This window comes from Cobetia sp. MB87 (assembly GCF_011319755.1).
In the GTDB taxonomy this organism is placed as follows: domain Bacteria; phylum Pseudomonadota; class Gammaproteobacteria; order Pseudomonadales; family Halomonadaceae; genus Cobetia.
This window is the reverse complement of the sequence record NZ_VFBC01000002.1, coordinates 161,931-187,788: the sequence shown is the minus strand read 5'-3', so window position 1 is coordinate 187,788 and position 25,858 is coordinate 161,931. Positions and strand designations below refer to the sequence as shown.

The window sequence follows — 25,858 nt, the reverse complement described above, 5'->3', positions numbered from 1 at the left end:
AGTCCTCACTACACATGGCGCTCACTAGACATAATCCTCGCCACCGCTGTTGATCACGATCTCGCCGCTGTCGGCCAGTCGACGTACCGTCTGCAGGATGCTCTTCTGTTCGGCCTCGACCTGGCTGACACGCACCGGGCCACGCGCCTCCATGTCATCACGCAGCATTTCGGCGGCACGTTGCGACATGTTCTGCAGGAATTTCTGGATGATCGCCTCGGGAGAGCCCTTGAGCGCCGTGACCAGCGTCTCGTTGTCGATTTCCTTGAGCAGCAGCTGGATGGAACGGTCCTCGAGCCCGACCAGATTCTCGAACACGAACATCTCGTCGATGATCTGCTGCGCCAGACTCTCGTCGTGGTGGCGCATCGCCTCGAGCACCTGCTCTTCCTGCTGCCCCGGCATCAGGTTGAGTATCTCGGCCGCGGTACGAATGCCGCCCATCTTGCTGCGCTTGAGGTTCTGGCCACTGAGCATGTTGCTCAGCACTTCGGTCAGTTCCTGCAGGGCTGCCGGCTGCACGCCACTGAAGGTGGCGATACGCAGCAGCACATCGTTGCGCAGGGTGTCGGAGAAGTGCTCGAGAATCTGCGAGGCCTGATGGCGCTCCAGGTGCACCATGATGGTGGCGATGATCTGCGGGTGCTCGTCGCGGATCATCTCGGCCACCAGCGGCGGCTCCATCAGGTTCAGCGTCTCGATGCCATTGTTCTGACCGGAGCTCTCGTAGATGTCTTCGAGCAGCGAGCTGGCACGCTCCTGACCCAGCGCCTTCACCAGCACCGAGCGGATATGGTCGGTGGAGAGCAGATTGACGGCGCTGAACTGCTCGCTGTCGGCGTGGAATGCCTCCAGCGTCTTCGCCATCTGCTCCTGGGTGACCTGCGGCATGTTGGTCATCGTCGCGCTGAGCTGTTGGATCTCCTGGGCAGACAGGAACTTGAAGACCTCTGCGGCGCTGTCCTCGTCAAGGCTCATGATCAGGGCAGCGCTGCGTTCCATGTTCGTCAGTGTCTTACTCATGGTGACTCATCCAGTTCTTGAGGATCATGGCGACCATGCGCGGGTCATCGCGGGCCATGTCACGTGCATCCTTGAGGTTCTGCTGATAGGTGGTCGGCGTGCGCGGGCCACTGGCCAGTGCTGTCTGGCTCGCCATCATGCTGCCCAGCTCACCATTGGCCGTCGCCAGGCCAGACTCCATGCCGCCGATGCCACCCGCTGCCTGAGTGCCGGGCGGCTGACCGATGGTCTGGTAAGCCTCCTGCGGACGCAGCAGCGGGCGCAGCAACTTGCGATACAGCAGCCAGGCGATGAAACCGATGATCAGGTAGCGGCCAAGCTCGATGGCCAGCGCCTGCATCTCGGGATTGTTCAGCCACTTCTCCCACCACTGCTGCGGCGGGCCGGCGTTCTGCTGCTCGGCGGTCATGAAGGGCGCATTGATCACGCTCAGGCTGTCGCCACGTTCGGCATTGAAGCCCATCGCCTCGCGCACCAGCGAATCGATCTGTGCCAGCTGGTCAGCAGCGAGCGGCTCGCTGATCGGGTTGCCGTCACTGTCCATGCTGCGACGGTGATTGATCACCACCGCCACCGAGAGATTGTCGAGGCGACCCAGGCGCGCACGGGTGTGGCGCACGCGCTTGTTGACTTCATAGTTGATAGTGCTGCTGCGCTGATAGTTGCTCAGGCCGCTGGCTGCGTCGTCTGTCTGTGTGCTGCCATCATTCGCCGCGTCATCGGCATTGATGGGCGAGGCGGCAATTCCCGGAGGGGTGTTTGAGAGGGCGCCCGGCACGCCGCCGATGCCGAGCATCTCGCCGGCGCCGGTGTTGTTGAGCTGTTCACTGCGCACCGCTGCGCTGCCCGGTTGCTGGTTGGGCGTGTAGAGCTCTTCGGTCTCTTCGGCGTGGGAGAAATCGAGCTGGGCGCTGACCTCGGCGCGGAAGTTGTCGCGTCCCACCAGTGGCGTCAGCAGGGCATTGATGCGCGATTGATAGCTGCGCTCCAGTGCCTGGGCATATTCCAGCGCACTGCCATCGAGGTTGAGCGCATCGCCCGCCGGGCGCGACAGCGGGTTGCCGTCCTGATCGACGACGGTGATGTCTTCGCTTGCCAGGCCTTGCACGCTGCCGGCCACCAGATGCTGGATGGCCTGGATCTGACGTGCCTTGAGCTGCTGGCCGCCCTTTAGTTCGACCACGACAGAGGCTGTCGCTGGGCGGCGCTCGCGCACGAAGACGGAATCTTCCGGCAGCGCCAGGTGCACACGGGCGCTGGACACCGGCTCGAGGCTGGCGATGGTGCGTGACAGCTCGCCGGACAGGGCGCGCTGGTAATTGACGTGTTCGGTGAACTGGCTGATGCCGAAGGCCTGGGTATCCATCAGCTCGAAGCCGGAACCGCCCTGGCTGGGCAGGCCCTGCTGGGCAAGTGCCAGACGCAGGCGATAGACATCCTCCTTGGGGACCTCGACGGTGGCGCCTTCATTGCTCAGTCGATAGGGCACGCCGGTCTGTTCCAGTTGCGCGACGATCTCGCCGCCTTCGCTGGCGGGCAGATCACGATAGAGCACACTCCACTGGGTGCCAGCGCCCCACAGCAACAACGCGACAATGACGGCCACGCTGAAGGCGGCCGCCATGATGAGCGGCAGGCGTGGCAATGCCGCCAGGCGCGCCAGCAAGGGATTGGCTGGCTTTTCCGGTGATGATGACGTCGTCGAGGTGCCCGACTGGGGCGCTGTCTGGCTGGGTGTACTCATGCAGATGTCCGATAAGCGCCGTGGTCTGAACTCGCAGCGGGTGATTCCAGCAAGCAGGGCGAGACGTGAAAGCGAAGGGCCAACAACCTCGCGTTTCGCATCGCCTTTTGCGTAGGCTGGCCATTATCGAAGCTGGGCGCACATCCAATCAGACGAATAGCGTCGCAAAACAGGGGTATTAGTCACCTTCAGCCACTCGACTGACTGGTAGTCTGAGCCCCACTGAAAGCGGCAGATGAATGGCGCGCGTTGAGAAAGGAGAGACGAGATGGCGATTGAGGCAGTCGGCGCGGCGATGTCGTCCGCGATGACGGGCAGTCTGCAGCAGCTCGATCAGATGGCGGCGCAGGCGGCCGGGAGCAACGCTCAGCCGGTAGGCGCAGTGTCAGAGGCCAGCGGCACTGATGCGCAGGGCTTTGCCGGCATGCTCAAGGATTCGCTGGCGCGCGTCAGCCAGTCACAGCAGGTCGCGGCGGGGCAGGCCAGGGCCTTCGAGCTGGGCAGCCCGGATGTCAGCCTTGATCAGGTCATGGTGGCAGGCCAGAAAGCCTCACTGGAATTCGAGATGACCGTGCAGGTGCGCAACAAATTGCTGAGTGCCTACAAGGAAATCATGAATATGGCGGTGTGATTCCTATCCGCATTCCAAACAAAAAGGGCAGACGCGATGCGTCTGCCCTTTTTGTTTGCTGCTGCTGGATATCGCTGGCGGAGGTTGAAATGCAAGAGCGCTGTTGGCTAAAAGGACCCATATCAACAAGGCCACTATCTTCTGCCAGCGACGGGCCTGCCACTCTTGCGGAGTGACAGACCTATGCAGCACGCGAGCCAGAGATCAGCCCAGCAGGGACAGCACGTTCTGCGGCACCTGGTTGGCTTGGGTCAGCATGGAAGTCCCCGCCTGCTGCAGAATCTGTGCAGTGGTCATGCTGGAGACTTCTTCTGCGTAATCGGCATCCTGAATACGCGACTGGGCAGAGGCCAGGTTGGTTTCAGTCGTCGCCAGGTTGGTGATGGCGGAATCGAAACGGTTCTGCACGGCACCGAGGTCGGAACGCATGCTGTCTACTTGTTTGAGGGCTGCATCAATCGTATCAAGTGGGTTTGCAGTTGCCGTCAATCCAGTGCTGGCGGCTGTATCGTAATTATCCTTTGCTGCCTGAAGACCTGCAGCATCTGTGAAATCATGGGTTACTGTACCATCAGCAGCGACATCTGAAGCAGCAATTTCATACATGTTTCCCTGTTCATCTTGGATAGCGTAGTTGGCGTATTTACCATCTGTGGCGGTGTAATCTCCATACCCATGTAATGTGATTTCACCAGCGGGACCATTAGTAACTCCACTGAGGTCAACTTCTACTGAAGTTGTATTTCCAGCTCCATCATCAGTTTTTATCTCACTTAAGGAGCCCGAAAGGCCACCGACATTAAAACCAGCCATATCTAGGGTGTCTGAATTGATTTGCTTAAGGTCGATGTCTATTGTTTCACCGTCATTGGCGCCTACCTGAATAGTAAGCGACTGGTTGCTGTCCAGTACTTTAACGCCATTAAAGTCTGTTTGAGAAGATATTCTATCAATCTCTTCCATCCTCAAGGTGATTTCGTCCTGAATCGACTGCAAATCATCTGTATTGTTGGTCCCATTCTGCGCCTGAACAGTCAGTTCACGGACGCGCTGCAGGTTATCGTTGACCTGATTCAAAGCACCTTCAGCGGTCTGGGCGACAGAGATGCCGTCGTTGGCGTTACGCTGCGCCTGGGACAGGCCGGTGATCTGGGAGTCCATGCGGTTGGCGATGGCCTGGCCGGCGGCGTCGTCCTTGGCGCTGTTGATACGCATGCCGGAGGACAGGCGTTCCATGGAGGTGTTCAGGGCGTTCTGGGACTGATTCAGGTTCTGCTGAGTCACCATGGAAAGGGTGTTGGTATTGATCACTGAAGCCATGTGTCACTTCCTGTCGTAATGGGGAGATAGATGGCGTGTCGCCAGTAACGACTCCTGTGCCGTTGCTTCAGTTATCGTCGCGGCGCGGCAGAACTTTAGAAATTTTTTGCGGCCTTTCGACGTTTCTCATTCCGGCTGTCCCTCTGGCTTTCCTTGCGCGCTCTTCTTGCGGGCGCTCCTCGTGACATCCTCGCTCCACTCTCGCTTCACCCTCCAGACATTCTGTCGACCGGCTGGTGGGCGTTGTGGGTGTCTCGCGCTAACTCACTGTCTCTTCCTTTGTGTCTTCATTTCCGCCTCCCCGAGGCGGAGTTGCGACGTAAGGCAGGAAAGCCGTCGCTGAGAGTAGCTATTCGAGCGAATGGTTTGTGGCAGGGGCGCGACAATACGCTGGGAACAGGAGTCCCGAGGATGGGGGCATGACCCTGAGTCAAACCACCCCGAGGGATGCAAGCGAGGACCAGGACGCCGATGTATACCGCCAATGGGCGCATGGCCCAGCAGGATATCTACACCGAATATCAGCCGCTGGTGCGCCGGATCGCGCTGCAGTTGCAGGTGCGCTTGCCAGCGAGTGTCGATCTCGAGGATCTGATTCAGGCCGGCATGTTGGGGTTGTGCGAATGCGTGGGCCGCTATGAGCAGGGCTACGGTGCCAGCTTTGCCACCTATGCCAGTCAGCGCATCCGGGGTGCGATGCTCGATGAGCTGCGCTCGCGTGACTGGTTGCCGCGCAGTGTGCGCCGGGCCGGGCGCGAGCTTGAGAGCGTGATCCAGCAGCTTGAGCAGAGCCTGGGCTATCCGCCCGAGGAGACCCAGATCGCCGCCGCCATGGGGCTTGAGCTGGAGGACTATCGACGCCTGCTGCTGGACACCAACAACGGCATGGTGATGTCGCTGGACGAGATGATGGATGAGGAAGGCGGGCTAGTGGGCGGTCATGCCTCGCCCGAGGTGACGCCCTTCACCACGCCGTTTGCCTTGCCGCATGACGCCCTGGAAGAGGCCGATACGCGGCGGGCCTTGAATGAGGCCATCGCGCGGCTACCGGAGCGCGAGAAGCTGTTGATGGCGCTCTATTATCAGGAGAAGCTCAACCTCAAGGAGATCGGCGCGGTACTCGATGTCACCGAGTCGCGTGTCTCGCAGCTGCATTCCCAGGCCGTGCGTCGGCTGCAGGGTGTGCTGGCACCGCATCTGGTGGCGCGGGCGGGCAAGCGTCGTCGCTGAGTCTCTATCCTGAGCCTCTATCGTTTTGAGCCTTCTTCGTTTCCCCGAGCGTTATCCTCTCGCTGTACCGTCTTGCTGTTACGCCTGCCTTGTTTCTGCTGTCTCAGTTTCTCCTGTCCCTGTTTCGCCCGCCCCAACCAAGAACACCGCCCCGAGAGGCGGTGTTCTTGTCTATCACTCGAGCATGTCATCAGATGTGTTCAGTAGCTCTCACGCTCCGGTTCCGACTTGACGCGACGTTCCTCTTCGCTGAGGTGCTGTGCCTGCTCATCGATATGGCCATCCAGATGCCAGTCGTCTTCCATGCCGGTGACGCGGTCGTTCATCACGCCTTCCTCATTGTCGACCTGCTGCACGACGCCTTCTTCTGCTTCAGAGGCCGCTTCCTGTTGCTGGGCGGCGAGTTCTTCCTCGCTCGGCTCCGGCTCAGGTTCGGCATCGAAGTCGAATTCCAGCTGACCGGTTTCCGGCTCGGTGATGGCTTCCTCGACCCAGGCGGCACTCAGCGGACTGGTGGTGGAGGGCGCCACCACATAGTGACCGGGGTGATCGCCTTCCTCGGCATCCAGCACCTGTCGCGGCTTGCTGGTGACGCTGGCGGCGAGAATCACGATCAGTACGTGAATGGCGGTCAGGGTATAGAGGAAGCCGACGGCCCCGAAGCGTTCCATCAGCAGACCCGCGGTAAGCGGACCCAGAATCGCGCCCGCGCCATGCATCAGTACCAGCGTGCCGCTGGCGGAGATGATCTGTGGCGTGGTCAGCAGGTTGTTGGCCGCCGCCAGAAACAGCGAGTACTGGGTCAGGATCAGCCCGCCGAGCCCCGCCCCCAGCAGCGCCATGGTCAGCATGCTGCCACCACTGAATGGCACGCCGCCGATGGACAGCGCGATCGCCCCGAGACTGCAACCCAGAATCACCTTCTTGGCCGAGAGCTTGTCGGAGAGCTTGCCCAGCGGCCATTGCAGCAGGGCGGCCCCCAGAATGAAGGCGCCCATGAACCAGGAGACTTCCTGCACCGGCAAGCCGGCGCGGTCGGCATACACCGCGCCCATCCCAAAGACGGTGCCGTTGGCGATACCGGTGGCGAAGCCGCCCAGAGTGCCCAGCGGCGCCAGACGCAGCAGGCGCACCAGCCCCATAGCCTCCGGCTGTGCGCCTTCCGGTTGCGGTGAGGCGGACAGCAGCATTGGCACCAGCGCCAAGGACATGATCACCGAGACCAGGATGAACAGCAGATAGGTATTCGGGTTGGCGACGTTGAGCAGCAACTGGCCGCCGCCCATGCCCAGATAGGTGATCACCATGTAGATGGCCAGCAGGCGGCCCCGCATCTGGTTGGTCGCCTGGCTGTTGAGCCAGCTTTCTGCCACCACGTAGAGACCGGCGAAGGCGAAACCGGTGATGAAGCGCATCGCGATCCACACCTCGGGCACTACATAGAGTGCGTGGATCAGGATGCACACCGAGGTGATGGAGGCCAGCGCCGCGAAGGTGCGCACATGGCCGACCCGACGCAGCTTGCGCGGTGCAAGTGTCGAGCCCAGCAGGAAGCCGGCGAAATACGCCGACATGATGATGCCCGTCATGGTGTTGCTGAAGCCTTCCGAGGAAGCACGAATCCCCAACAGACTGCCTTGCAGCCCGTTGGCCAGCATCAGCATCCCCATTCCCAGCAGCAGCGACCACAGAACGACCGCTGCGCCGAGACTGCTGGTCGGCTGCAGTCGTTTGGGCGACGTGTCGAGCGGCTCGGTCTCGAAGGTGGGAGTGGGTACGGCTTCCTGCTGGGGGTGCGGCATGGAAGGGGCCTCATCGGTCAGGGTCGGGACCGTTCAAGCGGTGCCGACGAGATGTCAGGTACGGCACTTGCGTGCGTGGTGGTGGTCAGTCGTTGTCGGTCCTTGCGGGAACGGCACTCAGTCTACCGACCGAATCCGCAGTCTGCGACCCGTGGCGCGCCATTGCGTGGATGAAAGGCGACATATCGTGAAATTTGTCTCAAGAATGTAATGGGGTGGATAAATATACAGTTCCTCATGAAACCATGACCCGACACGGACTCGGGACACGCTGGCGTTGTAAAAGGCACGGCATCATGCAAAGGGGAATATCGTCAAACTCCCTGTTGGCGGGGCCTGCACCAAGGTTGGTCCTCTTGAATCGCTGGATGCACTCCTTGGCAATACACGCTGATGACACCCCATGGTCGAGCGTTTCGTACGCAAGAGGTCTTGGAAAACCCGAGGGGGTGGATGAATATACAGTAGTCGGTAATGCAGCGAGATGGCATGTGAGCGTCGAAAAGCGCCGATCTGTCGCATGGTCGAATGGTCAGCGACCAAAGTAGATGCGAATCTGCCTCTGGACACACTCAACAACATCATAATCAAGAGGTTATTCATGACCCTGACCGCTACACACGCCAACGCTGGCCCCGCCTCTCGTCATCTGCATCACCGCTCTTCAGATCATTCTGCGGCTTGTTCTCACAGCCAGAGCGCGCGCCCGCGTGTCGCTGCCACGGGTCGCTCTGCCCTGATGGCGGGCGTGCTTGGTCTGGCCTTGCTGTCACCGCTGATGGCCAGTGATGCCGAGGCACGTGAACTGTCGGTTTCCACCGTGCTGTCGGATGCCTTCCCGTGGGGGCAGGCGGCCGAGAAGTGGGCGGAGCTGGTAGAGGAGCGCTCCGGTGGCGAGCTTACCCTGCGCGTCTATCCCAATGCCCAGCTGGTGGCGGGGGACCAGACCAAGGAATTCTCGGCCATGCGTCAGGGGCTGATCGATCTCGCGGTGGGCTCGACCATCAACTGGTCGCCCCAGGTGCCGGAGCTCAACCTGTTCTCGCTGCCGTTCCTGATGCCGGACCACGCCGCCATCGATGCGCTGACTCAAGGCGAGTCGGGCAAGCAGGTCTTCGCCGCCATCGAGTCCAAGGGCATCAAGCCGCTGGCATGGGGCGAGAACGGCTTCCGTGAGGTGTCCAATTCCTCGAGATCGATCACTACGCCGGATGACTTGAAAGGCCTGAAGATTCGTGTTGTGGGCTCGCCGCTGTTCCAGGACACCTTCACGGCGCTGGGCGCCAACCCGACCCAGATGAGCTGGGCGGATGCCAAGCCGGCCCTGACCACCGGCGCGGTGGATGGACAGGAGAATCCGCTGTCGGTGTTCGATGTCGCACGCATCGACCAGGTCGGTCAGACCCACCTGACCCTCTGGCACTACATGGCGGACCCGCTGATCTTCGCCGCCAACCAGCGTGTCTGGAAGTCGCTCAGCGAGGAAGAGCGCACTCTGCTGACCGAGACCGCCAAGGAAGCAGGTGCCTGGGAGATCGCCATGAGTCGTGAGGGCAATGCCCAGCGGCTGGCGGATATCGAGGCGCGTGGCGTGAATGTCGTCAAGCTCGATGAAGATGCGATGCAGGCCTTCCGTGACGCCACCCAGTCGGTCTACGAGAGCTGGACACCGAAGATCGGTGAGGCACTGGTCGAGACGGCGCGTGCCGAGGTGGAGGCCTCGCGCTGAGTCTGGCCATGATCGCCGCTGCTCATGGAGCAGATGACATCGGGAATAATGCGGTCTATGCGCGTTATTGAGTGAAGAACCACGCCGGGGCCTGACAGCCTCGGCGTTCGTGTGGATCGCGTGTCATGTCGCAAAAGTCGCAACAATCGTCTCAACAACCGTCTCAACAAGCCTTACATCAAACTGGCACCAGCGCAGCGCCTGCCCCCGTGGACAGGCCACCGCCACGCGTGCGGCTGGAATCCTGGCTGGCGGCGTTGGCGCTGGGGCTTATCGGCATCATCAGTCTGGCCAACGTGGTGGTGCGTTACGCCACCGATGCCTCCTTTGCCTTTACCGAGGAATTCTCGGTCTTCCTGCTGGTGTTGCTGACGCTGGCGGGCGCCTCGGTGGCGATTCGCCGTCAGGCACATATTCGTATCGCGCTGCTGGAAGACGTGTTGCCGTTGCCGCTGTGGCGACTGGTGGTGGTATTGCAGACTCTGGCGGTGCTGGTCGTGCTCGGATTGGTCATCTGGTTTGGTGGCACCTTCGCGCTGGAGGAGTATCAGTGGGACTCGCTGTCACCGGGACTGGGCCTGCCCAACTGGTGGTACGTGATCTGGCTGCCGATATTGGCGCTGGCGATGGCCTGGCGTCAGCTGCAGCAGTGTGTCGAGCGTCTTGCGCAAGGGCCTGGGCAGGGACCCGCACAGAATGCGTCGCCGGAGCACAAGGAGTCAGATCATGAGTCCTGATCTCTGGTTGCTCGCAAGTTTCGCCGCCCTGTTGATTCTCGGCGTGCCAGTCGCCTTCGCGCTGGGGCTGTCGGGTGCGGTAGGTATCGTCGCGGGGCTGCCGGTCAGCATGTTGGCCACCCTCGGCACCAACACCTACAACAGCATCGCCAAGTATCCGCTGATCGCCATTCCGCTGTTCATCCTCACTGGTCTGGTATTCGAGCGTGCCGGTGTGGCGGCGCGGCTGGTGCGCTTCGCCCAGGCGCTGATCGGGCCGCGTCACGGTGGTCTCGCGCTGGTGGCGGTGCTGGTGTGTCTGATCATGGGCGGCATGAGTGGTTCCGGTCCGGCGGATGCCGCCGCGGTGGCGATGGTGATGATTCCCAGCATGACACGGGCGGGCTATCCCAAGGCGTTCTCGGCGACGCTGATTGCGGCCTCGGCCTCCACGGCGATCCTGATCCCGCCGTCCATCGCGTTGATCCTCTATTCCATCGTGGTGCCGGGGGTGGATCTGCGTGCGCTGTTTGCCGCGGGCCTGATTCCCGGGCTGCTGGTAGGCGTAGCCTTGCTGCTGCCGGCCTGGTTCCTCTCGCGGCGCTATCGCTGGGAAGACCCGACCCAGGTCGAGCGTATCGCGCTGGGTCCGGCGTTCCGCGCAGCGATTCCGGCGCTGCTGGCCCCGGTGATCATCCTCGGCGGGCTGCGCTCAGGCCTCTTCACGCCCACGGAAGCGGCAGTGGTCGCGGCCGCCTACGGGCTGTGTGTCGGGCTCTTCATCACCCGTGAGCTCAAGCTCTCTCAGGTGTGGGAACTGCTCAGGGAAGCAGCGGTGATCTCGGGGGTGGTGATGCTGATCATCGCGCTGGCGGGCATATTCGCCTGGGCGGGCACCATGCTGGGTACCTTCCGCCATCTGGCCGAATGGCTGATCACGCTGTCGGATAGCGGAACGACGCTGCTGATTCTGGTGATGGTGGCGGTGCTGATCGCCGGGATGCTGCTGGATGCGGTGTCGATCTATCTGATCCTGATGCCGGTGCTGATTCCGGTAATGCAGCACTTTGGCTGGCATCCGGTGTGGTTCGGTATCCTGCTGGCGATGAATATCGCGATCGGGCAGTTCACTCCGCCAGTGGCGGTCAATCTGATGGTGACCAGTAGCGTGGCCGGGGTACGGCTCGAGAAGACGGTCGGTTGGGCGATGGTCTTCGTGGTGGCGATGTTGGCGGCGTTGGCGGTGGTGATGCTGTTCCCTGAGCTCGCCTTGTGGCTGCCACGCGTGCTTGGTTACGCGGTGTAGTCGACCCTCACGATCACCGCTTGTGGTCTTCACTATGCAAAACAAACGGCTTGCCTTCTGGGCAAGCCGTTTTGCGTTTCAGGCCACCTTGACTACTGCTACCACCTGAATGCCTGGTGTTCATGCCGGTTGTGCCGATTAGCGCTTGGCCAAATGGAGAGCGGATTCTGGTAGCGCGCTGTGCTGGGAATGGGGTGATTCTTCTGACGCAACGGTGCGCGGCGCGGAAAAATGTTAGCCTGCATATATTCTCAGCGATGACGCTGCCCACAAAGTTCGCCTGGTGGAACAGTTCACCCGCGGGCCTTGAATGCATGCCAGGCAGCCACCATCGTTGAACGCTGATTGCACGCATGGCCGTCGGATCCATATCAGTCGGGAATCAGCTCTCGCACAACGCAAGTCAAGGACATCTCGATGAAGGAAATCGCCGCAGGCAACGATGTTGGGTCTGGCTTCAATGCGCTGCATGAAATGGTGGTCGGGGAATTCCTGATCAGCCCGATGCTGGTCTATGCCCTGGTCGCCTTGCTGGCGGCGGGGCTCATTCGTACGCTGCTGCATCGTCTGCTGGCCAATCACGAGCTCTGGTTCGAGGCCTGGTTCGATATCTCGCTGTTTGTCATCTGTCTGGCGGCGGTGGTAGCCCTCGTGACGTGACGTACGTCATGCCTTCAGCGTTTCGCCATTCGTCACCCTGATGTCCCCGCGAATCCTTTCGTGGCACCCATTTCCTCCAGTTCCTCTATCCCCCAAGGAAACCGCATGCGCAACCTGCGACACAAAGCCGTCAAATGGATCATTACTCTATGTCTGGTGGCGGCTGCAGCCTGGTGTGCCGTGTGGCTGTGGAATACCTACATGTACAGTCCCTGGACGCGTGACGCTCGGGTACGCGCCGAGGTGATCACGCTGAGTCCGGATGTCTCCGGCTGGGTGCGTGAGCTGAACGTGGCGGATACCACGCGCGTCAAGGAAGGGGACGTCATCCTTCAGGTCGATCGTGCGCGCTACGAGGCCGCGCTTGCCAAGGCCAAGGCCAGTCTGGCCAGTGCCAAGGCGACCCTGAGCCTGAAGGAGCATGAGGCCAATCGTCGTGGTCGCTTGACCAATCGTGCCATCAGTGAGGAAGAACGCGACAGTGCGCGCCTGGAAGCCGAGGTCGCCCGCGCTGATGTGCAACAGGCCGAGGCCGCGGTGCAATCCGCGCAGCTGGATCTCGATCGCACGCGTGTGGTGGCACCCGCCGACGGTAGCATCCTCAACATGCACCTCAGTCAGGGAAATTACGTCACGGCAGGCACGGCGGTGATGGCGCTGATCAAGGATGACTCCTTCTACCTGAGCGCCTACTTCCAGGAGACCAAGCTGCAGCATGTGCGTCCGGGCGATCCGGTCCAGATCACGCTGATGAGCGGCAATGAAGACTTCAAGGGGCGGGTCGTGGGGATCGGTCAAGGCATCGCCGATGACAACACCGCGACCAATGCCCAGCAGCTGCCTCAGGTCAGCGCCACCTTCAGTTGGGTGCGTCTGGCGCAGCGCATTCCGGTGCGGGTGGAGTTCGATGATATCGAGGCGGTGCGTGCCTCAGGTGTCAATCTTGCCGCCGGCATGACGGCGAGTGTCAGGCTGATCGCTGCTGAGGACGGCAATGATGAGGTGACGCATGACAAGGCGGAATCTGCTGCCCAGTCAGTTCAGACCGTTCAAGACGCTGACGGGAAGCACTGATCCATGTCTCCCGCTCTGGCCGCCTTCATCAGGCCTTCGCCGTTCGCGCTCAAGTTTGCTACCAAGGGTGTGCTGGCGATGGCGCTGGCCCTTTACGCTGCCTTCTTCTTCGATCTCGATCGACCCTATTGGGCGCTGATCTCGGCAGCGTTTCTGCAGACACGTCCCATGTCGGGCATGGTGGTAGAGAAGGGTATCTGTCAGGTCACGGGTACCTTCGTCGGTACCTGTGTGGCGGTGGTGATCATGGGATGCTTTGCCCAGGTGCCCGAACTGGCGCTGGGCTCTGTCACGCTGTGGATCGGGCTATGCATCTATGGCGCCTCGCTGACACACAACAATCTGTCCTATGGCTGTGTGATGGCGGCGGTGGCCTGCATGATCATCGTGGTGCTGACGTCCTCGGCGCCGGACGACTTCTTCTCGGTAGCGCTGGCACGTCTCAGTGAGCTGAGTCTTGGTGCGTTGTGTGCTGTCGTCGTGAGTGCGCTGGTCTGGCCGATCCGCGTGCGTGATCATCTCGGCAAGCTGTCGGATACGGCGGTGAACGCCACCTTCCGCTATATGGCGCTGGCCTTCTCGATGCCGTTAGAGGGAGGCAAGACTACTGGAGGGCAAAAGGATCAGCATCAGGAACGTATGGCGATGCTCGAGCAGATGATGACCGGGTTGGATGCGCTCAACAATCTCGAGATCGATGCCCACTCGGCACGTTATGAAGGCCCTCAGGGCAAGGGGCGCATTCGCGGCGTACACCTGCTGACGCGGCGTAGCATGCGTCTCTACGCGACCCTCAAGGCCCTGCACCAGCTGCGGCATCCCGAGTTCTTCGTGCCTTCACAGCGCGATGACGGTGAGAAAAGCGCAGAACCTGGTGAGCTTGACCAGACCCGGAGACAGGAAGCCGAACGCTTCAGCCAGCCGACGCAGGACCTGATGCAACGCCTGGGTGCGGCCTTTCAGAGCATGGCAGACAACCAGGGCACGGCTCAGGCCCGCAAGACGCTCAAGGAGCTGCGCGGGGAATGTCTGCGTCTGTCACGCGGTCAGCGAAGCATTACCGCGCTGGAGGCTCGGCTGCTGTTCAGTCTGCGTGAGGTACTCGGGCATGCGTTGGTCATCCTGCAGGCCCGTGAGGTCATCAATCATCCCGGGCGTCATCAGCTGCGTCAGCCAAGCATGAGTTGGCACCGCGATCATGGTCGTGCCGCCATCGATGCGCTGCGTGCGATGACCATCTTCAGTGCCACGGCGATCTTCTGGCTTGCGACGGCATGGGACAACGGTGCGGTGGCCATGCTGCTGGGCACGCTGTTCTCGGGCATCTTCGTCAGTCGCGGTGATCCGGCGCCGATCATTCCGATGGTGCTCAAGGGCCTGTTGCTGGCGGTCCCGAGCGTATTGCTGTTCGGCAATGTCATGCTCAGTCACGCCCAGCATTTCGTGCCCTTCGTGATCATTTTCAGTATTCCCCTGTTCCTCGGCCTGATGGGCTCCGTCGTGCCGGCGCTGGCGGGGATCGCCTTGCCCTTCGTGGTATTCAATATTCTGCTGGTGATGCCGGACAACGGCATGACCTTCGATGTCGCCTATACCCTCAATCGGAGTCTGGCAGCCGGGATAGGTCTGATCGTGACCATCATCGGATTCCGCCTGATCCCCGTGCCGGGAGCGGGTTGGGACAAGCGCCAGCTGATTCGCGCCACGGCGAGTGATATTCGTGAGCTGGCGGAGCGCTCCACCGAGCGCCTGGACAGCTGGTTCGGCGGCCGTATGGGCGACAGGCTGCTGCGCCTGGCCCGACATGAACAGACTCGCAGCCGTGAACAGGAAGCGCGCCGCAGTGGCGAAACTGCAAACGGCCAGCCCGATGCTGCGCAGGAGCAAGTGCTCGGCATGCCGCTACTGACGCTGGGCCTGACAGGGATGGATATCGGACGCGGCATAGGCTTCGTGCGGCGGGAATTGGGCAACGATGTGCCGCGCCCGGTACAGCACGCCTTGCGCGAATTGATCCATGCGCTGGCGGATGACTATCAGCGCTGTGCCCGAGGGGAGAGCCCTACCAGAATGCGTGCGGCCGGCGATCGATTATGCGAAGTGATCGAGCAACATCGCACCATGAGTCGGCACAAGCAGGCGCTGCTGGCGGGCTGGCTGACACGAGTTCAGCTAACCTTGCAGAGTGATGCGCTACGCCAACGCCACAGCTGATAGTGCGTTAATGAGAGTCACTTGCAGATTTTAACAAAATGTTCTTATAAACCGGCCCGCAGCATATCTTCTGCGCTATGATAATAAGGTCAGCTCAAAAATGAGCGAAATGTATTAGCGCCTTACTGTAGGAGAGAGCCATGGCTTTCATGAACGATATCAGCAATAGTGGGCGCAATGTTCCCGAGCGTTTTCGGCGCGTGACCTTCACGACGCAATATCTGCATGAGTTGAATCTCTATGTACTGCCGGCAAGCGAGGTATTGTTGCGTATCTCCCAGGCGGGCGAGGACCTGATGCTGCTGCAGTTCGACGATGAGTTTCATGCCGAATTCATTGCCTCGCGTATCGTGGAGTGGGTCGCCGAGAATCCCGGCACCGACCGCGATGACCTGACGCTATGGATCAAGACGCGGGCACGTCATGAGACGCTGGACCCGCAGCGGGTTCACCACGTCTACTGAGATGTCAGCGCGTTGCTGACTAGCATGATTGTTCAACAAGAAGGCCACCCGAATGGGTGGCCTTCTTGTCATTGGCCTTCTTGTCATTAGCCTGGCGTCATCTTGCTCCACTCATGTTCGAATACTTCCAACAGTTGTGGCGCTGATAGGGCTTAGAAGCTGCCGACCAGGCTGCCCAGAGTCACGACGGCAATCAGGGCTAGCATCGGGAAGGCGACCGTCATCATGAACATCTGGCCGTAGGACTGGCGGTGAGTGAGCTTGCAGATCGCCAGCAGGGTAATGACCGCGCCGGAGTGCGGCAAGGTGTCCATGCTGCCCGCCGCCAGCGCGGCCACGCGGTGCATCAGTTCCAGGTCGATGCCCGCATTGACGGCCATCTCGCGGTAGGTCTCGCCCAATGTTGACAGCGCGATGCTCATGCCGCCGGATGACGAGCCGGTGATGCCGGCCAGCACATTGACCGCCACCGCCTCCGAGATCAGCGGGTTGGTCGGATAGAGGCCGAGCACCGCCTCCTTGACCAGTGCGAAACCAGCCAGGCTGGCGATCACCGCGCCATATCCCACCTCTGAGGCGGTATTGAAGACCGGCAGCATGGCGCCGAAGCAGCCATTGTTGACGGTGGTCTTCAGGTCGGCCCACTGTTTCCAGCGTGAGATGACCAGCCAGGTGGAGGCGAAGGCCAGCGCGATCAGGATCGACCACATGCCGGTGGCACCCGCCTGATCAAGCGCAGGATAGGCCTCGCTCAGGTAGGAAAAATCGATGCGCGGGAAAACCAGGTAGGTCAGCAGGGCGTTGAGGCCGATGACCATCACCAGCGGAATCAGCGCCGTGATCATGCCCATCTGTGCGGCGGGCGCCGGGGATTCCTCCAGCGCTTCATCCTTGTGGACCCCATAGCCTTCGCCCTGTGCCTGAGCCTTGCTGGCACGCCCTTTCAGCCACCAGGTACCCAGCCCCAGCATGATCAGGCCCGCGATGATGCCCAGGCCTGGCGCTGCAAAGCTGTTGGTCTGGAAGTAGGGAATCGGGATGGCATTCTGGATGGCCGGCGTACCCGGGAGTGCCGTCATGGTGAAGGTGAAGGAGCCGAGTGCGATGGCCGCGGGCAGCAGTCGCTTGGGTGTGCCGGTGCGCTGGAAGAGCTGGGCACCAATCGGATAGACCGCGAATGCGACCACGAACAGCGAGACGCCCCCATAGGTGAGCAGTGCACAGGCCAGGACCACGGTCAGGATCACATGGCGTGTTCCCAGGCGTTTGACCAGGCCTTCGGAGATGGCATGCGCGGCCCCGGAATCGGCCATCAACTGGCCGAACAGGGCACCGAGGATGAACAGCGGGAAGAACTTGGCCAGATAGCCGCCCAGCTGACTCATGAAGGTCACGGTGTAGCTGGGCAGCAGGGCGGCGGCATCTCCTGACAGGACGACGGCGAGGGCGGCCATCAGAGGGGCAAGCAAGAGAACGGTGATACCGCGGTAGGCCAGGAACATCAGCAGCCCGAGCGATATCAGAATGGCAAGAATACTCATGGGGGTATCTCGTAGTTGGCGTTATCGTAGTCGTGGGTCGTCTGCCATTGACGACGCTTGTCCTGTTTACAGGTGCGTGGCCTGTTGTTTTTGCTATTTGTTGGCTTATATACAGAGACATCCAGCACACTAGAGATTGTCTGACATGAGAACAATGCGCCTTAAGTGGCAGCGCTGTGCGGTCAGCGAGCACTCAAGGGCCAACTCCATCTGGCCTTGCGCAGCGAAAAGAGAGGTCGTTCTACATTGAATTATATACCGTTACCTTGTGTCTGCTTTGTTCCGAAGAAGTAGCAATCTAAGTCGACCGGTAAGCAGGGAGTTGTGTCAGCACGCTGTTGTCGTCACTCATGAAGCCTGGGCAGGGGACATGGATACCCAGAATAGTTGTCCAAGAAATCAGTTAAAAAAAGCAGTCCAAAAAAAGCGGCGCCCGAAGGCGCCGCGGCAAGTGATCGAACAGTCTGCCGGTCGCGAAATCCGAGAGATGTCCTGCATTCAAGCAAAGTCGATTTTCGCGTTGAAGGAGTGGGCAGCAGTCGCCGCACTCAGGGGCGCTTTTCGTCACTGATCCAGATACAGACGTCAGCGGGGGCCAATACCCTACTACCAATCAGCAGCCCGCTGTCATTGACGAGGCCTTCGGGCAGCCAGCGCGGCTCGGGCGCATAGTTGAAGGCGAAGCTAAGCGGCCCGCGCCGCCGTAGGCGTACACCGTCGGGCAGGGCATGAGTGGTGATGCCGCAGGCCTGACACTCCGCCTGCAGAATCGCCACCAGGCTGTCTTCACTCAACCAGGCGGTCAGATAGCTGACGCCGCGATGCTGCAGGATGGCGGGTTCGCCATCCTCGAAGCGCGTTACCACCTGTGCACTGGTGCGCTGATGATCGAGCAGGTCGCGCCAGCGCAGGGCGTAACCGCGGGCGCCGTTGCTCAGGGTGACGGCCGGCTCGGCGCCCGGGCGCAGGCCATCGACGCGGTCGACCGTGACGCCCGTCAGCTCGCTGAGTGCGCCGGGAGCCAGCTGCGCGGGTATCTGGAATTCCGGCGTACGCGAGCCGGAGCGTGCACCGATCACCACGCGACTGCCTGAATCGCGCGCCGCGCTCAGACGCGCTGCCAGTGCCTCATCGGCGATCACCTGGCAGGGCAGCACAATCAACGAATAGCCACTGAGCGCATCACGCGGTGAAACGATATCGACATCCAACCCGAGTCGCCGCAGTGCGCTGTACCAGCTCAGGTACAGCTCGAGCGGGTTGAAATTCTCGGCGTGGGGCTGGATCTGACAGGCCCAGATGGAGGCGTAATCGAACATCAGGGCGACGGGCGCCTGCTGGGCAGGCGTCGTGTCATGTTCCGCGAGTGCCGCCAGCTCATCGCGCACCTGCAAAAGCTCCGGCCAGGCCGAGGCGGGTGAGCCGTCCGGGCGCAGCAGGCCAGCGTGCATCTGCTCCTGGGCGAAGGGCGCCTGACGCCAGCGGAAGTAGGAGACGACTTCGGCGCCATGCGCGAAGGCTTCGTGACTCCACAGTCGCACCATGCCGGGCAAGGGCGCGGCGTTGCTGATCGCCCAGTTGACCGGGCCCGGCTGCTGCTCCATCACCCACCAGCGGCCCTTGCACATGGCGCGGTAGAGGTCGTGATGAAAGCCGGCAAAGTCCGGATGACCTTGCTGACGATAATGGGCCTTGGTGGCCTCGTCGTGGGCACCGCGCTCCAGAAAGCCCAGCGGGTAGCTGTCCCAGCTGGCGATATCCAGATCACGAGCGACATCGAAGTGATCGAATTCGGTGAACAGGCCCATGAAGTTGTGCACGATATCGCCGCTGACGCCCGCGGCACGCAGGGTGTCGACCTGCAGGCGGTTGTATTCGACCACCATGTCGGAGCAGAAGCGTCGATAATCGAGCACGATGGCCGGATGCGGTTCGGTCACGGTGCCGACGGGCGCCTCGACCTGGGAGAACTCGCTGACTTCCATGCTCCAGAACACCGTGCCCCAGGCCTCGTTGAGGGCCTCGACCGTGCCATAACGGGCCTCGAGCCATGCGGGGAAGCGGGCACGAGCGGCCGCCGAATAGCTGAGGATGGTGTCATGGCAGCCGTACTCGTTGTCGGTCTGCCAGGCGATGATCGCGTGATGATGTGCGTAGCGCTCGCCCATCAGGCGCACGATGCGCTCGCTCAAGGTACGAAACGTCGGCGAAGAGAAGCAGTAATGACGACGCGAGCCATAGCCACGCGTGTCGCCATTCTCATCGACGGCCAGAATTTCCGGGTGGGCATCCACCAGCCACTTGGGCGGTGTCGCCGTGGGAGTGCCCATCACGATCTTGAGACCAGCCGCCGCCAGCACCTCGACGGCCTCATCCAGCCACTCGAAGCGCAGGTCACCCGCGCTGGGTTCCAGGCGACTCCAGGCGAATTCACCGATACGCACGACACGAATGCCGGCTTCCATCATGTCGCGAGCATCCTGCGGCCAGCGTTCACGTGGCCAGTGTTCCGGGTAGTAACAGACACCGAGCTGCATGGGATTCATCCTTGAAACTGAAAAATGGAAGCGTGCGATGCAGGCGCAATAACGGCCTGCGCGGCACGTCTCATGGCGCAACCGCCTGAAGGTGAATCAGGATCGCCTGGTCGGGGTCCAGCACCGGCAGGGCAAGGCCTTCACGCATCAGATATTCGCCTGACACGACCACCGGCTCGCCGGCCTGTTGTCGGCTGATCCAGGCGGGTAGCTGCTTCATGCGTCGCTCCGGGTGCTCCGGCAATTCCAGCAGCTCGAGCCGGTAGGCCGTGTCGGCTTGCAGGCCGGTCAGCGGCTGGGCGGCAGGCACGGCATGACGTGGCATGGCCAGCTGGCTGATACTGAAAAGGGCCTGCTGGCCATCCTGACTGACTACGCCATGGGCATGCTGATGGTCATCCAGGCAATCCAGCCGCCAGCTGACACCGTTGTGCAGCAGGCCACGCAGCGCCTTGTAACGCTCGATCCAGCCGCGCAGCTCGCTGCGTTCTGCCTGATCGAGCTGACTGACATCCAGCTCCAGCCCCAGATGCCCGAAGAGAGCCGTGGAGGCGCGGAAGGCCAACGTCGTGCGCCGCGAGGTGGTATGAGCGTGTTCTGGCCCGATATGGGCGCCCAGCAACTCCGGTGGCAATACTCGACTGGCACCACGCTGGATATGAGTGCGTTCGTGCGGATCGTTGCAGTCGGACGTCCAGACGCGATGGGTGTGTCGCAGAATGCCGTGATCGGTGCGCGCGCCACCCGAGGCACAGCTCTCGATCTCGACGCCGGGATGCGCCTTTCGCAGGCGGGCGAGCAGTGAGTAGAGCGCGCTGACCTGAGCATGGGCGGCAGGTTTGCCGCGGCCTTCATCCGACTGGCCGCCCGCGTGGGTCAGATCGCGATTCATGTCCCATTTCAGATACTGGATCGGGTATTCACTGAGCAGTGCATCGAGGCGTGCAAACAGGTAGTCACAGACCTCGCGGCGGGTCAGGTCCAGCACGCATTGATAGCGCCCCAGCGGCTGCTCACGACCCTCCAGCCCAAGAATCCACTCGGGATGAGTGCGGAAGAGTTCACTGTCCGGATTGACCATCTCGGGCTCGACCCACAGGCCGAATTCCATGCCGTGCGAATGTACGGACTCGATCAGCGGCCCCAGCCCCTGCGGGTATTTGCCGGTATCCAGATACCAGTCGCCGAGGGCGGCGCGTTCGCCATCCCGGCCGACGAACCAGCCATCATCGAGCACGAAACGCTCGGCACCTACCTCACCGGCGGCAACGACCAACTCCTCGAGTCGCGTCGCATCGTGATCGAAGTAGAGTGCTTCCCAGGTGTTGACGTGTACCGGACGTGGCTTGTCAGCCACCGGCCAGTCAAGGCGGGCGCGCAGGGTACGATGCATGCGCTGGCTGGCGCCATTGATGCCCGTATCCGACCACGCCATCACCACTTCCGGGGTGGTCAGGCTGTCGCCGGCAGCCAGCATCTGCTCGCCGGGCAGCAGCAGGGCGCCCATCTGCAATTGGGTGCTGCCATCGAACTGGCGCTCGATCAGGGCACGATGGTTGCCACTCCACGCCAGATGCGCGGTGATGACTTCGCCACGCTGCTCGCTGAAGCCTGGCGTACCGGTGATCAGCGTCGGCACGCGTTGATGCGAGCTGCGCCCACGACGGTTCTCGAGCGTGAAGGTGCCTTCGCTGAGACGATGACGCGTCTCGGTGAATTCCTGCACCCAGCGGCCCCCGAAGCTCAGACATTCCTCGAAACGTACAGGCAGCGGCAGGCAGGCAGCCGCCAGCCATTCGAGTCGGTAGGGCGCATGTGAGTGATTGGTCAGGGTCGTCTGCTGACGCAATACGCCCTCGCGGGTGATGGTCAGCGCCAGCCGCACTTCCAGCTCACTGAGGCTGTCTCGAAGCGTCAGGCGCGCATGGGCGCCGGTGGCATCCGTCGAGCAAGCCACATCGCTCAGGCGCATCGCCGTCAGCCAGTCGCGGCCTTCGCGATCACCGATCAGCGCGGGATAGCCGGCAAAGCCGAGTCCGGCATCATTGAACAGAGTGTTGGGCGGCAGCTGATCGAGACTGGCCTGGGGCGTGGCGGCAGCGCTCATCAGACGGTGCTGATCCGGGTTGATCGGCACAGTGCGCCCGAAATGGGCCAGCTTGAGCAGGCCATCGGCGAGATCCAGCTGCAGCTGGATGCCATCGGCACTCAGGCTCAACCACTGCTGATCACTTGACCAGGTTGCGTCAGGCGCAGCCGAAGGTCGGGAGGATGGGGCGTCTGCGGTCATCATGAAGGGTCCAGAAATAAAGAAAGATCAGAGGCGGAATGGCAGTGTCAGCCTAGTACCTGTCAGCCCAGTACCAGCGGTGGCTCTGCGAGTCCCTTGAAGCCATGTGCTGACAGATCCAACGCGAAGAGGTCACCGTCACCCGCCGCATGATCCGGCGTGGCCATGCCTTCATGCGCCGTGGTGATGTACAGCGTGCTCAGCCCCTCGCCACCGAACAGCGGGCACGATGGCTGGCTGACCGGCAGCGCCACATGGGCGATTTCCTTGCCGTCGTGGTCCAGCCTTGCCACGCGGCCGGCACCCCAGAGCGCGATCCACATGTGGCCGTCGGCATCGATCACGGCGCCGTCCGGGCCACCACCACAATCGCGCAGGTCGGCCCAGACCTCAGGGGCGTTGTATTCACCTGCTGAGGTCAATGGCCAGCCATCGGCGTCCAGCTGCCAGCGCATCACCTGACCGGTGACGGTATCGGTGAAATAGGCGAAGCGGCCATCCGGCGAGAAGCACAGCGCATTGGGGATGGTCAGCCCCTGGAGAACGCGAGTCAGCTGCCCCCGATGCAGGCGATAGAGGCTGCCTGCGCCGGTTTCGGCGTTCAGGCCGATGCTGGAAAGCCACAGACTGCCGTGGCGATCGACCCGCGCGTCATTGCTACGCGTGGTCGGCGTCGTGTCCGCCTCGAAGGGCATGACATCTTCCACGGCGCCGGTCTCGGGGTTGAAGCGCGAGAGCATCCCCTGGCCGACCAGCAGGTAATCGCCGTCTTGGGTAACGGCTGCGTAGGAGGTGCGGCGCGCAAGCTGAGTGATGACGTGATCACTGCCGTCCGCGGCCGCGTGATGCAGCTCACCGGCGAGGATGTTCAGCCAGCGCACGCGCGCAGGCAGGATGTCCGTGGCGGGCGACCAGCCCGGTCCTTCGCCCAGCTCGCAGCCACTGGCGACGAGGCGCCTGGCAGTGCCAAGGCATGGTGATGACGTCATCTGCTGCTCCTTGCGATATCCGTGAGCTCTTTTCGCTGTCTCGTCACTCTTGCGGTGGCGTGGCTCGTCGCTATCAGTCGGCCGCCTGCCATGCCGCGACCAGGGTGCGGGCGCGTTCGCCCACCTCGGCGGCGCTCAGGCCCGGCGTATAGATGGCCGTGCCGAGGCCAGCGCCGTGGACACCCGCGGCGCGCCATTCGGCGAAGTTGTCACTGCCGATACCGCCGACGGCGTAAAGCTCGGTGTCCTTGGGCAGCACGGCCAGCATCGCTTTCATGTTGACGATGCCGACCTGAGTCGCCGGGAACAGCTTGAGGCCAGAGGCGCCGGCAGCGAGAGCCGCGAAGGCTTCCGTCGGAGTGACGATGCCCGGCAGGGAGACCATTTCCAGGCGGCGACTTTCACGAATGACATCGACATCGGCATTGGGCGAGACGATCAGACGGCCGCCGGCAGCGTGCACGTCGCGCACCTGCTGCGGGGTCAGCACGGTACCGGCGCCGATCAGGATCTCGCCGCCATGCGCGCGCTCGCAGTGTTCGACAAGCGCGGCGATGCTCTCCAGCGGTTGAGGGGAGTTGAGCGGGACTTCGATGCGGGTGATGCCGGCGGCGATGATCTCGTCGGCGATGGCGATGATGTCTTGCGGCGTGACACCGCGCAGAATGGCGACCAGAGGCAGGCTCATGGCGATCTCCAGAAAAATGGGTATGTCATGGGGTCAATGACAATGGATCAGTAGCAATGCGTCACTGGGGTGGAAGCGGATAACGACGTGTGAGCCGACTGCCGCGCACGTTGGATGTGTCCGAGCCCTGCCAGAATCATGTCGGCGTTGGCCGCGGTGGTGACCTGATAGCCCAGATGCTCCAGCGCGACCTGATAGCGCTGGCACAGCACGGTGTCGCCGATCAGGGTGATGGTGGTGTGATCCGAAAGCTCCGCAGTGGCGCCCGCCAGCTCTAGCCCCAGCACCAGGCCTGACAGGCGTGCACCGAGCAGCACCTTGCGAGCGTCCCCCTGGGGCAGAGTCGTGTCGAGCAGATCGCGGGCACGAATGCCGAACAGCTGCGCGGTGGTGCGCTCCGGGGCGGCAAGCGCCGTGTCGATGCCCGCCAGATAGGCATCGCGCTGGGCGTCGTCGCTGAGATCCCCCGCGGCGACGGAGTGCTTGAGCACCGAGTCTTGGCTGAGCAGCTTGTAGAGCTCGCCGCTCATGAAGGTGCTGAAGCCTGTGATCGCGCCATTGGCGAGATGCGCCCACTTGGCGTGGGTGCCGGGCAGGCACACCGCACCGCTGTAGTCGGGCTGGGCGGCGACCAGGCCCGCCAGTTGGGTCTCCTCGCCACGCATGACGTCAAAGGCAGGCTGCTGCTGACAGAGGCCCGGCACGATGGCGACGGCAAGACGGTTGTCGCGGGTCGCGACATGGGTCAGCCGCTCACCGAGGGCGGCAAGTACATCATGGGCAGGCGTCTTCTTCGTGGGCAGTGGCAGGTAAGCCGCCTCCTGCCAACCCTGACGCGCGCCGGCCATGCCACAGATCAGCACCGGCATGGGAGCCGCCGCATCCTCTGGCAGCCAGTCATTGATCAGCACGCGCAGCACATCCTCGAACTCATCTGCCGCCAGCCCCATCATGCCGCGGGCACTGCTGGCCTGGGCGATGACTGCATCGTCGCCATTGACGGCCCAGGCGCGCAGATTGCTGGAGCCCCAGTCGACGGCGATCCAGGCCGGCGTGACGCTGACGGCGCTCACACTCGGCCTCCGTCTACCACCATCGGCTGGCCGGTCATCATGCGCGAGGCGCTGGAGGCCAGGAACAGGCACGGATTGATCATGTCCTCGACCGGAATGGCCTCTTTCAGACACTGCTGATCAATGCACTCGTTCAAGTCCTTGTCGTTGACCCACAGCTCGCGCTGACGCTCCGTCATCACCCAGCCCGGAATCAGGCAGTTGACGCGTATGGCGTCCGGGCCCAGCTCGCGCGCCAGTGCCTTGGTCATGCCCATGATGCCAGCCTTGGCGGTGACGTAGGTCGGATAGCCGCTCAGGCCCAGCATGTAGCTGTTGGAGGACAGATTGATGATGGCGCCGCCACCCAGCGCGCGCATGTCGGGGGCGACTGCCTGGGCGGTGAAGAATTGCGGGCGCAGATTGGTCGCGATGGATTCATCCCACTGTTCTACCGTCCACTCATCCAGCGTATGTCGGGTATCACGCGCGGCGTTGTTGACCAGCACGTTGATCAGGCCGTGGGCCTCGCGCGCCTGCGCGACGGCGGCCTGCAGCGCCTCGATATCCTGGATGTTGCAGGGGATGAACAGCGGACGATTGGCGTAGCGAGCTTCCATGGCGTCACAGAATTCGCTGGCATCGGACAGGCCGACGAAGGCGACCTTGGCGCCCTGGGCGAGGAAGCCTTCGGTCAGCGCGGCGCCGATGCCGGAGCCACCGCCGGTGATGAAGACGCTGGCGCCTTCGAGGTCCGGGTAGCGAAAGTCGGCGAAGGCGGGGCGTTCGGATGATGCGGTACGAGTCATGTCGGATCCTTCCTTGAGCGTGACAGGCCTTCGGCGGAA

General features: G+C 62.2%; 20 protein-coding genes. 9 read left to right on the top strand and 11 right to left on the bottom strand.

Annotated features, from left to right (window positions below; translation table 11 throughout):
• Nucleotides 1-24 precede the first annotated feature (24 nt).
• Complete coding sequence (gene fliG / locus CDPAHKCJ_RS00995; RefSeq protein WP_153635809.1) at nucleotides 25-1,023, bottom strand: flagellar motor switch protein FliG; 999 nt, start codon at nucleotides 1,021-1,023, stop codon at nucleotides 25-27.
• Nucleotides 1,016-2,767, bottom strand: coding sequence for a flagellar basal-body MS-ring/collar protein FliF (gene fliF / locus CDPAHKCJ_RS00990; protein WP_166018050.1), 1,752 nt, complete (start codon nucleotides 2,765-2,767; stop codon nucleotides 1,016-1,018). The genes fliG and fliF overlap by 8 nt, the downstream gene beginning before the upstream one ends.
• A 268-nt stretch (nucleotides 2,768-3,035) precedes the next feature.
• On the opposite strand from fliF, the gene fliE reads away from it, so the two are divergent.
• Entirely contained in the window at nucleotides 3,036-3,398 is a 363-nt protein-coding gene (gene fliE, locus CDPAHKCJ_RS00985; protein ID WP_240916592.1) for a flagellar hook-basal body complex protein FliE, read from the top strand.
• Between the two features lie 204 nt (nucleotides 3,399-3,602).
• Here the strand turns inward: fliE and CDPAHKCJ_RS00980 are convergent, their stop codons facing one another.
• A complete protein-coding gene (locus tag CDPAHKCJ_RS00980) occupies nucleotides 3,603-4,718 on the bottom strand; it encodes a FliC/FljB family flagellin (protein ID WP_166018048.1) in 1,116 nt (371 codons plus the stop codon).
• A 471-nt stretch (nucleotides 4,719-5,189) separates the two neighbouring features.
• On the opposite strand from CDPAHKCJ_RS00980, the gene CDPAHKCJ_RS00975 reads away from it, so the two are divergent.
• Entirely contained in the window at nucleotides 5,190-5,948 is a 759-nt protein-coding gene (locus CDPAHKCJ_RS00975; RefSeq protein WP_166018046.1) for an RNA polymerase sigma factor FliA, read from the top strand.
• Between the two features lie 200 nt (nucleotides 5,949-6,148).
• On the opposite strand, the gene CDPAHKCJ_RS00970 is transcribed toward CDPAHKCJ_RS00975, so the two are convergent.
• Nucleotides 6,149-7,750, bottom strand: coding sequence for an MFS transporter (locus CDPAHKCJ_RS00970; RefSeq protein WP_166018044.1), 1,602 nt, complete (start codon nucleotides 7,748-7,750; stop codon nucleotides 6,149-6,151).
• A gap of 739 nt (nucleotides 7,751-8,489) precedes the next feature.
• Between CDPAHKCJ_RS00970 and CDPAHKCJ_RS00965 the strand changes: the two genes are divergently transcribed.
• From CDPAHKCJ_RS00965 to CDPAHKCJ_RS00935, 7 genes are all read left to right on the top strand, one after another.
• The gene (locus CDPAHKCJ_RS00965; RefSeq protein WP_166018255.1) at nucleotides 8,490-9,479 is read left to right on the top strand and encodes a DctP family TRAP transporter solute-binding subunit; all 990 of its coding nucleotides are present in this window, start codon (nucleotides 8,490-8,492) and stop codon (nucleotides 9,477-9,479) included.
• Nucleotides 9,480-9,709: 230 nt separating this feature from the next.
• Nucleotides 9,710-10,216 carry a TRAP transporter small permease gene (locus CDPAHKCJ_RS00960; protein WP_346773883.1) on the top strand — a complete coding sequence of 169 codons (507 nt, stop codon included), beginning with the start codon at nucleotides 9,710-9,712 and terminating at the stop codon, nucleotides 10,214-10,216.
• Complete coding sequence (locus tag CDPAHKCJ_RS00955) at nucleotides 10,206-11,501, top strand: TRAP transporter large permease (protein WP_166018039.1); 1,296 nt, start codon at nucleotides 10,206-10,208, stop codon at nucleotides 11,499-11,501. The genes CDPAHKCJ_RS00960 and CDPAHKCJ_RS00955 overlap by 11 nt, the downstream gene beginning before the upstream one ends.
• A 417-nt stretch (nucleotides 11,502-11,918) precedes the next feature.
• Nucleotides 11,919-12,161, top strand: a complete 243-nt coding sequence (locus tag CDPAHKCJ_RS00950) for a DUF1656 domain-containing protein (protein WP_233593259.1) — start codon at nucleotides 11,919-11,921, stop codon at nucleotides 12,159-12,161.
• A gap of 105 nt (nucleotides 12,162-12,266) precedes the next feature.
• Nucleotides 12,267-13,235 carry an efflux RND transporter periplasmic adaptor subunit gene (locus CDPAHKCJ_RS00945; protein ID WP_166018037.1) on the top strand — a complete coding sequence of 323 codons (969 nt, stop codon included), beginning with the start codon at nucleotides 12,267-12,269 and terminating at the stop codon, nucleotides 13,233-13,235.
• A gap of 3 nt (nucleotides 13,236-13,238) precedes the next feature.
• Nucleotides 13,239-15,449: an FUSC family protein gene (locus tag CDPAHKCJ_RS00940; RefSeq protein ID WP_166018035.1), complete on the top strand. Its 2,211-nt coding sequence runs from the start codon at nucleotides 13,239-13,241 to the stop codon at nucleotides 15,447-15,449.
• 140 nt (nucleotides 15,450-15,589) lie between these two features.
• The gene (locus CDPAHKCJ_RS00935) at nucleotides 15,590-15,913 is read left to right on the top strand and encodes a hypothetical protein (RefSeq protein WP_166018033.1); all 324 of its coding nucleotides are present in this window, start codon (nucleotides 15,590-15,592) and stop codon (nucleotides 15,911-15,913) included.
• Between the two features lie 152 nt (nucleotides 15,914-16,065).
• Here the strand turns inward: CDPAHKCJ_RS00935 and CDPAHKCJ_RS00930 are convergent, their stop codons facing one another.
• From CDPAHKCJ_RS00930 to CDPAHKCJ_RS00900, 7 genes are all read right to left on the bottom strand, one after another.
• The gene (locus CDPAHKCJ_RS00930) at nucleotides 16,066-17,454 is read right to left on the bottom strand and encodes a GntP family permease (RefSeq protein ID WP_166018031.1); all 1,389 of its coding nucleotides are present in this window, start codon (nucleotides 17,452-17,454) and stop codon (nucleotides 16,066-16,068) included.
• Nucleotides 17,455-18,002: 548 nt separating this feature from the next.
• Complete coding sequence (locus tag CDPAHKCJ_RS00925) at nucleotides 18,003-19,991, bottom strand: beta-galactosidase (protein ID WP_166018030.1); 1,989 nt, start codon at nucleotides 19,989-19,991, stop codon at nucleotides 18,003-18,005.
• A 70-nt stretch (nucleotides 19,992-20,061) separates the two neighbouring features.
• Nucleotides 20,062-22,209 carry an alpha-galactosidase gene (locus CDPAHKCJ_RS00920; RefSeq protein WP_166018028.1) on the bottom strand — a complete coding sequence of 716 codons (2,148 nt, stop codon included), beginning with the start codon at nucleotides 22,207-22,209 and terminating at the stop codon, nucleotides 20,062-20,064.
• 134 nt (nucleotides 22,210-22,343) lie between these two features.
• Entirely contained in the window at nucleotides 22,344-23,270 is a 927-nt protein-coding gene (locus CDPAHKCJ_RS00915) for an SMP-30/gluconolactonase/LRE family protein (RefSeq protein WP_166018026.1), read from the bottom strand.
• Nucleotides 23,271-23,343: 73 nt separating this feature from the next.
• Entirely contained in the window at nucleotides 23,344-23,958 is a 615-nt protein-coding gene (locus tag CDPAHKCJ_RS00910; protein ID WP_166018024.1) for a 2-dehydro-3-deoxy-6-phosphogalactonate aldolase, read from the bottom strand.
• 47 nt (nucleotides 23,959-24,005) lie between these two features.
• The gene (locus CDPAHKCJ_RS00905) at nucleotides 24,006-25,031 is read right to left on the bottom strand and encodes a 2-dehydro-3-deoxygalactonokinase (protein WP_166018022.1); all 1,026 of its coding nucleotides are present in this window, start codon (nucleotides 25,029-25,031) and stop codon (nucleotides 24,006-24,008) included.
• Nucleotides 25,028-25,819 (bottom strand): SDR family oxidoreductase, encoded by a 792-nt coding sequence (locus CDPAHKCJ_RS00900; RefSeq protein ID WP_166018020.1) that lies wholly within the window; start codon nucleotides 25,817-25,819, stop codon nucleotides 25,028-25,030. The genes CDPAHKCJ_RS00905 and CDPAHKCJ_RS00900 overlap by 4 nt, the downstream gene beginning before the upstream one ends.
• Nucleotides 25,820-25,858: the final 39 nt, after the last annotated feature.

Excerpts from the sequence above, each read along its gene's own strand:
- fliG (WP_153635809.1), bottom strand. The coding sequence starts at position 1,023 with ATGAGTAAGACACTGACGAACATGGAACGCAGCGCTGCCCTGATCATG.
- fliF (WP_166018050.1), bottom strand. The coding sequence starts at position 2,767 with ATGAGTACACCCAGCCAGACAGCGCCCCAGTCGGGCACCTCGACGACG.
- fliE (WP_240916592.1), top strand. The coding sequence starts at position 3,036 with ATGGCGATTGAGGCAGTCGGCGCGGCGATGTCGTCCGCGATGACGGGC.
- CDPAHKCJ_RS00980 (WP_166018048.1), bottom strand. The coding sequence starts at position 4,718 with ATGGCTTCAGTGATCAATACCAACACCCTTTCCATGGTGACTCAGCAG.
- CDPAHKCJ_RS00975 (WP_166018046.1), top strand. The coding sequence starts at position 5,190 with ATGTATACCGCCAATGGGCGCATGGCCCAGCAGGATATCTACACCGAA.
- CDPAHKCJ_RS00970 (WP_166018044.1), bottom strand. The coding sequence starts at position 7,750 with ATGCCGCACCCCCAGCAGGAAGCCGTACCCACTCCCACCTTCGAGACC.
- CDPAHKCJ_RS00965 (WP_166018255.1), top strand. The coding sequence starts at position 8,490 with ATGGCGGGCGTGCTTGGTCTGGCCTTGCTGTCACCGCTGATGGCCAGT.
- CDPAHKCJ_RS00955 (WP_166018039.1), top strand. The coding sequence starts at position 10,206 with ATGAGTCCTGATCTCTGGTTGCTCGCAAGTTTCGCCGCCCTGTTGATT.
- CDPAHKCJ_RS00950 (WP_233593259.1), top strand. The coding sequence starts at position 11,919 with ATGAAGGAAATCGCCGCAGGCAACGATGTTGGGTCTGGCTTCAATGCG.
- CDPAHKCJ_RS00945 (WP_166018037.1), top strand. The coding sequence starts at position 12,267 with ATGCGCAACCTGCGACACAAAGCCGTCAAATGGATCATTACTCTATGT.
- CDPAHKCJ_RS00940 (WP_166018035.1), top strand. The coding sequence starts at position 13,239 with ATGTCTCCCGCTCTGGCCGCCTTCATCAGGCCTTCGCCGTTCGCGCTC.
- CDPAHKCJ_RS00935 (WP_166018033.1), top strand. The coding sequence starts at position 15,590 with ATGGCTTTCATGAACGATATCAGCAATAGTGGGCGCAATGTTCCCGAG.
- CDPAHKCJ_RS00930 (WP_166018031.1), bottom strand. The coding sequence starts at position 17,454 with ATGAGTATTCTTGCCATTCTGATATCGCTCGGGCTGCTGATGTTCCTG.
- CDPAHKCJ_RS00925 (WP_166018030.1), bottom strand. The coding sequence starts at position 19,991 with ATGCAGCTCGGTGTCTGTTACTACCCGGAACACTGGCCACGTGAACGC.
- CDPAHKCJ_RS00915 (WP_166018026.1), bottom strand. The coding sequence starts at position 23,270 with ATGACGTCATCACCATGCCTTGGCACTGCCAGGCGCCTCGTCGCCAGT.
- CDPAHKCJ_RS00910 (WP_166018024.1), bottom strand. The coding sequence starts at position 23,958 with ATGAGCCTGCCTCTGGTCGCCATTCTGCGCGGTGTCACGCCGCAAGAC.
- CDPAHKCJ_RS00900 (WP_166018020.1), bottom strand. The coding sequence starts at position 25,819 with ATGACTCGTACCGCATCATCCGAACGCCCCGCCTTCGCCGACTTTCGC.